We start from the raw sequence: 7,294 nt of genomic DNA, 5'->3' as shown, positions 1-7,294 counted from the left end.
GTGACGGCCGGGTTGCTGCCTGAGCTGGCTGTTCCGGCGTTGCGGCTGGGTGATGCCGGTGGGGCGGTCGGTTCGGTGGAGGTGGGGCCGTGTCGTTCGGTGGTGGCCAATACGGCGTATGTGATCTACACGTCCGGGTCCACGGGTCGGCCGAAGGGTGTGGCGGTCACCCATCGAGGGGTGGCTGCCCTGGTCGCTACTCAGGCCGGTCGGCTCGGTGTCACCGCGGACAGTCGGATCCTGCAGTTCGCGTCGCCGAGCTTCGACGCCTCGGTGTGGGAGATGTGCATGGCGCTGCTGTCCGGGGCGACCCTCGTCCTGGCCGACCAGAGCGCGCTCGCGCCGGGGGCGCCGCTGGCCGGGACTGTCGACACGCACCGGGTGACGCACGTGACACTCCCGCCTGCCGTGCTACCCGCTATGCCCGAGGGGTCGATGGAGACCATTGAGTGCCTGGTGGTCGCTGGTGACGCGGTTTCGCCGGAGTCGGTGGCCACCTGGTCGGCCGGACGCCGGATGATCAACGCCTACGGGCCGACCGAGACCACAGTGTGCGCCACGATGAGCGGGCCGCTGACGGGTGAGGGCGAGGTGCCGCCGATCGGCCGGCCGATCGAGAACACGCGGGTGTATGTGCTGGACGGTGCGCTCCGTCCGGTGCCGCCGGGCGTGGCCGGTGAACTGTACGTGGCCGGCGAGTCGCTCGCGCGTGGCTACCTGGGCCGGCCGGCTCTCACCGCGCAGCGGTTCCTGGCCTGCCCGTTCGGCCTGCCGGGCGAGCGGATGTACCGCACCGGGGACGTAGTGGCCTGGACGGCGGATGGCGAACTCGTCTTCCGGGGCCGCGCCGACGACCAGGTCAAGATCCGCGGATACCGCATCGAGCCCGGCGAGATCGAGGCGGCACTGACCTCCCACCCCGACGTGACACAGGCTGTCGTGGTGTGGGACGACCGGCCGGGGGACCGGCGCCTGGTGGGCTACGTCGTACCCGCCGTGCACGGGACCGACCACGCCGCCCTGGAGCAGGTCGACGAGTGGCAGCAGGTCTATGAGCAAGTGTATTCGGCCACCGAACCGACGGCGTGGGGCGAGGACTTCCGAGGTTGGAACTCCAGCTACACCGGTGCCCCGATCCCGCTGCCGCAGATGCTGGCGTGGCGGGACGCCGCGGTGGCGCAGGTGGCCTGCTGGTCGCCGCGGCGCGTGCTGGAGCTGGGTGTCGGTTCCGGGCTGCTACTCTCCCAGCTCGTCGCCGAAGTGGAGGAGTACTGGGGCACGGACATCTCGCCCGCGGCGATCGACCGGCTGCGCGCCCAGGCGGACCTGGCCGGCTGGGGAGACCGCGTGCGGCTGAGGTGTCGGCCCGCGCAGGATACGTCGGGGCTGCCCCGCGGCTACTTCGATACCGTCGTGCTCAACTCCGTCGTCCAGTACTTCCCGGACGACGACTACCTGGACGAGGTGTTGAGCCGGGCGATGGAACTGCTCACTCCCGGCGGGCGCATCGTCGTGGGAGACGTCCGGCGAGCAGCGTCGCTGCGTGTGCTGCAGGCCGCCGCGCAGCGAGTCCGGCATCCGGCCGCGGCCCCGTCCACCGTGCGAGCCGCGGTGGAGCAGGCTGTGCTGCTGGAGAAGGAACTCGTCCTCGACCCGGAGTGGTTCACCCGCTGGGCCAAGCGGCACGGCGCCGGTGTCGACATCCGGCTGAAGCCCGGCCGGGCGCACAACGAGCTGACACGCCACCGCTACGAGGTGACGCTGCACCGCACGCCGGCGGACGCCGAGCCGCTCGGTGCCCTTCCGGTCCTGGTCTGGGGCCGGGACGCCGACGACCTCGGCGGCGTGGCGGAACTCTGCCTCCGCCGGGGCGCGACGCCGCTGCGAGTCTCGGGGATCCCCAACGCCCGGCTGGCCGGGGAGGTCGCGGGGGCCGCCGCGACCGCGATCGGCGGCCCGCCTGTGACGCGTGCTCCGGCAATCGACCCGCAGGAGCTGTGCGACTGGGCCGACGCACGGGGCTGGGGTGTCCTGGAGACCTGGTCGGCCGGCGCGGTCGAGTGCTTCGACGCGATCGTCTTCCCCGGCGGCACAGCTGTCGGCCGGGTGTTCACGGACGGGTACCTGCCCTCGGCATGGGACGACCAGGTTCTGGCGAACGACCCGGCCGGGGCCCGCGAGGTAGGGAGGCTGGTCACCGCCTTGCGCGGGTACACGGGGGAGCGGCTGCCGGACTACATGGTGCCGTCGGCCGTGGTAGCCATCGGTGAGATTCCCCTGACGCCGAACGGCAAGCTGGACCGGCGGGCGCTTCCGGCCCCCGACTACGCCGGCGTGTCGACGGGCCGGGCCCCGCGCACACCCCAAGAAGAAGCGCTGTGCGGGCTGTTCGCCGAAGTGCTGGGCCTCGACCGAGTCGGTATCGATGACGACTTCTTCGCCATGGGCGGGCACTCGCTGTTGGCCACCCGGCTGGTCAGCCGTATCCGGACCGTACTCGATGTCGACCTGCCCATCCGGGTGGTGTTCGATGGTCCGACTGTCGAGAAGCTGGCCGCGCGCCTTTCGGCGGGGCAGCGCACACGCCCGGACCTGCGGCGGGTGGCGGAGCGCCCTGACCGTGTGCCGTTGTCCTTCGCGCAGCGGCGGCTGTGGTTCATCGACCAGTTCGAGGGCCCCTCGGCGACGTACAACACTCCGTTCGTGCTGCGTGTACGCGGGGAGCTGGACGTGGCGGCACTGGAGTCCGCGGTGCGGGACGTGGTGGCCAGGCACGAGAGTCTGCGTACGTTGATCGTCGAGGACGACGCGGGTACTCCGTACCAGTGCCCGCTGGCTCTCGGCGAGGCGCGGGTGAGTGTGCCGGTGGTCGAGTTGGCGCCGGAAGCGGTGGGTGGCGCTGTCGCCGCGGCCGTGGCGCAGCCGTTCAACCTGTCCGTGGAGATCCCGGTGCGGGCGACGCTGTTCCGGTGCGCGGCGCAGGAGCATGTCCTCGTGCTGGCGACACACCACGTCGCGGCGGACGGGGAGTCGATGGTGCCACTGGCGCGCGACCTGTCCGCGGCGTACGGGGCGCGGGTGCGGGGTGTGGCGCCGGATTGGGCGGAGCTGCCGGTGCAGTACGCCGATTACACGTTGTGGCAGCGGGAGTTGCTGGGGGAGGAGTCCGACAACGGCAGCGTGCTGGCGGAGCAGGTGGCGTACTGGCGCGACGAACTGCTGGGTAGCCCGCAGCCGCTGCAGATGCCGACCGACCGGCCGCGGCCACCGACGGCTTCGCACCGCGGCGACTCGGTGGACTTCAGCCTCGATCCTGAGCTGCTGGCCGCGATCGAGGAACTGGCCCGCGAGCGGGGTGCGACGACGTCGATGGTGCTGCAGGCGTCGCTCGCGGTGCTGCTGCACCACCTCGGTGGTGGCGACGACCTGACGATCGGCTCGCCGATTGCCGGTCGCACCGACGAAGGCCTGAGCGAACTGGTCGGGTTCTTCGTCAACACCTGGGTGCTGCGTGCCGACCTGTCGGGGAACCCCACGTTCGAGGAACTGCTCGGCCGGGTGCGGGACAAGGCGGTGGCCGCGTACGACAATCAGGACGCCCCGTTCGAGCGGCTGGTGGAGTCGCTGAACCCCGAGCGGTCCACCGCCTACCACCCCCTGTTCCAAGTGATGTTCGCGTGGCAGAACGTCGCCCGGTCCGACTTCGAGCTCCCGGGCCTGCAAGTGGCGCTCGAACCGGTGTCGACCGGAACCGCGAAGTTCGACCTTTTCTTCAATATGGCCCAGCTCACCGGCGAGGGCGCCGTCGGCGTCGTCGAGTACGCGACGGATCTGTTTGAGCGGGGCACGGTGGAGGGGCTGGCGGCGCGTTTTGTGCGGGTGTTGCGGCAGGTGGCTGCGGAGCCTGGTGTCCGGGTCGGGTTGGTTGATGTGTTGGAGTCGGTTGAGCGTGAGGTGGTGGTGCGGGGGTTCAACAAGGCGGTGGTGGAGGTGCCGGCGGTGCCGGTTCCGGTGTTGGTGGAGCGGCAGGTGGCGTTGTCGCCGGGTGCGTTGGCGGTGGTGTGCGGTGAGGTGTCGTTGACGTATGGGGAGTTGAACGCACGGGCGAATCGGCTGGCGCGTGTGCTGGTGGGGCGTGGAGTGGGGCCGGAGTCGGTGGTGGCGTTGGCGTTGCCGCGTAGTGCGGATCTGGTGGTGGCGTTGTTGGGGGTGTTGAAGGCTGGTGGAGCGCATTGTGGCTGAGGGTCGTCCAGGTCTGGTGGTGACGGACAGGGCGACTTTGGGTGTGGTGCCTGGTGGTGGTCTGCCGTCGTTGTGTGTGGATGAGGTTGATTTCGGTGGGCCTGGTGGGGGCGGTGATCTTGGTGATGAGGAGCGTTTGGCTCCGCTGCTGCCGGAGCACGCCGCCTATGTGATGTACACCTCCGGCTCCACCGGGACGCCGAAGGGCGCGGTCATCACCCACCGGAACGTGGTGAACGGGGTGCTGGGCCTGACGACGTCCGTGGGGGTCGGAAGGGAGCCGCGGACGCTGGCGGGAACGTCGGTCGGTTTCGACGTATCGGTCTTCGAGACCTTCACCACTCTGTGTGCCGGCGGCACCGTCGAAGTGGTGCGCGACGTCGTGGCGCTGGCTGAGCGGGACAGCTGGAGCGGCGGCGTGATCAGCACGGTGCCGTCGGTCTTCGCCGAACTGCTGGACCAGGTGGCAGGCAAGGTCACTGCCGACACCGTGGTCTTCGCCGGTGAGGCGTTGCCGGCGTCGCTGGTGTCCCGGGTGCGTGAGGCGATCCCCGGCGTGCGGGTCGTCAACACCTACGGCCAGAGTGAGACCTTCTACGCCACCGCCTTCGCGCTCCCGGGCACGGAGGCGTGGGCAGGTCGGGGGAGTGTGCCCATCGGAGGCCCGCTCGCGAACGTCAGCGTCTGCGTACTGGGCGCCGGGCTCGCGCCAGTGCCGCCAGGGGTGGCCGGCGAGCTGTACGTGGCGGGGACCGCCGTCGGACGCGGCTATCGCGGGCGCGGTGGGCTGACCGCGGAGCGGTTCGTGGCCTGCCCGTTCGGTCCCCCCGGGGCGCGCATGTACCGCACCGGCGACCTGGCCCGCTTGAATGCCGACGGGCAGCTGGAGTACGTCGGCAGGGCCGATGCGCAGGTCAAGGTACGGGGGTTCCGTATCGAGCCGGGCGAGGTCGAGGCCGCCCTGACCGCGCACCCGGCAGTGGCGGATGCCGTAGTCACCGTCCACGACAGGCGGGACGGCGGTAGGCAGCTCGTCGGCTACGTGGTCGCCGCGGGCCCCGACGACGCCTCCCGCGCTGTCGAGGAGTTCGGCTTCGGTGACGGCGATGTGGACCTGACGGCCGGTGTTTCGGTGCGGGAGTTGCGCAGGTTCGTGGCGGGGCGGCTACCGGAGTTCATGGTGCCGGCGGCGTTTGTGGTGCTGGATCGGCTGCCGCTGGCGCCGAACGGGAAACTGGACCGCGCGGCTCTGCCGGAGCCGATGTATGAGGGGACGGCCTACCGGGCGCCACGCACTCGGGAGGAAGAGGTACTGACTCAGGTCTACGCCGAGGTGCTGGGCCTGGAACGGGTCGGCATCGACGACGACTTCTTCGCAGTCGGCGGCGACAGCATCCGCTCCATCCAGGTCGTTTCCCGGGCCCGCGCACAGGGTGTCGAGGTCAGGCCGCGGCAGATCTTCGAGTGCCGTACGGCGGCCGAGCTGGCCGACGTCGCGTCGGCTGCCCGGCCCACACGTCCCGCGCTGGAGGAGTTGCAGGGCGGTGGCGTCGGCTGGATGCCGCTGCCGCCGATCGCGCGGTACGTGCGGGAGCTGGGTGGTGGCTTCGACAGGTTCTCGATGTCGACGATCATCGAGCTGCCGGCGGGCATCGACCGTGCTGGGCTGCTGGCCACGCTGACCGCTGTCGCGAACCACCACGACGTGCTCCGCTCCACGCTGCCGCCCGGCGACGGACGGGGCATGCGGATCGACCCTGCCGGTGCTCTCGACCCGGCGGAGCTGCTGCGCCGCGTGGCCTGCGACGGCCGCTGGGGCGAGGCGTGGCGGCGCTCGGCGCTGTCCGAGTTGGATGCGGCGGCGGGCCGGTTGGATCCGGCAGCCGGTGTGATGGCCCAGTTCGTGTGGTTCGCTCCCGAGCGGGGTGCGGGCCGGCTCTTGGTCGTGTTGCATCACCTGGTCGTGGACGGAGTCTCGTGGCGGATCCTGTTGCCGGATCTGGCCGCTGCCTGGCAGCAGGTACGGGCTGGGCGCACGCCGCAGCTCGCCCCCGTGGGTACGTCCGCGCGGCGCTGGGCGCACGCGCTGGTCGAGGAGGCATCGAGCCCGGAGCGGGTGGCGGAACTGACCTTCTGGCAGACCATGCTGGAGAAGCCGGAACCGCTGTTGGGGTCCCGGGCGCCGGACCCTGCCCGCGACGTCATGTCCACGGTCGAGTCTTTGAGCGTGGGACTGTCCGCCGCGGTCACCGAAGCACTGCTGACCTCGGTGCCCGCAGCATTCCGCGGCGGTGCCAACGACGGCCTGCTGGCCGGCCTCGCCCTGGCGCTCGCGAAGTGGCGGCGCATCAGAGGCGTCGACGAAACGTCGACGCTTGTCCGGCTCGAGGGCCATGGCCGTGAGGAAGGCGTGGTGCCGGGCGCGGACCTGTCGCGGACGGTCGGCTGGTTCACCAGCATGTTCCCCGTCCGCCTCGATGTCGCCGGCGTCGACATCGACGAGGCCATCGCCGGCGGCCCCGACGTCGACCGTGCGGTCAAACTGGTCAAGGAGCAACTGCTCGCCGTTCCCGACAAAGGCGTCGGTTACGGCCTGCTGCGCTACCTCGATCCCGAGTCGGCTGCCGTACTGCGCGAACGCCCCACAGGCCAGGTCTCGTTCAACTACCTGGGCCGGTTCTCCGCTGCGGACATGCCCGAGGAGCTGCGCGGGCTGGGCTGGACCGAGTCCGCCGACGCGGTCGGTCTGCTGCCGGAGCTCGACGCGGACATGCCCGCGATGTCGACGGTCGACGTCAGCGCCTATGTCGTCGAATCGGCGGAGGGCCCACGGCTCGATGCCGTGTTCCGCTTCCCTTCGGGGGTGCTTGGGCAGGGTGAGGTGCGGGAGTTGGCCGATCTGTGGTGTGGCGCACTGGAAGGTCTGGCGCGGCATGTCGCCGAGCCGGGTGCGGGCGGGTTGACGCCTTCGGATGTCCCGTTGGTGCGGGTTGGGCAGCGTGACCTGGAGTTGTGGGAGAAGCGGTATCGGGGTCTGGTGGATGTGTGGCCG

2 protein-coding genes are annotated in these 7,294 nt (G+C 70.8%); both read left to right on the top strand.

Annotation, left to right across the window (positions count from 1 at the left end):
- Nucleotides 1-4,242: an amino acid adenylation domain-containing protein gene (locus AB8Z75_RS27800; protein WP_369206698.1), complete on the top strand. Its 4,242-nt coding sequence runs from the start codon at nt 1-3 to the stop codon at nt 4,240-4,242.
- Nucleotides 4,243-4,378: 136 nt separating this feature from the next.
- Nucleotides 4,379-7,294: AMP-binding protein (locus AB8Z75_RS27795; protein WP_369206696.1), on the top strand; the 2,916-nt coding region annotated here is incomplete at its 3' end.

It is taken from the genome of Streptomyces sp. PU-14G, assembly GCF_041028275.1.
In the GTDB taxonomy this organism is placed as follows: domain Bacteria; phylum Actinomycetota; class Actinomycetes; order Streptomycetales; family Streptomycetaceae; genus Streptomyces.
This window is presented reverse-complemented; position numbering and strand designations above follow the sequence as displayed.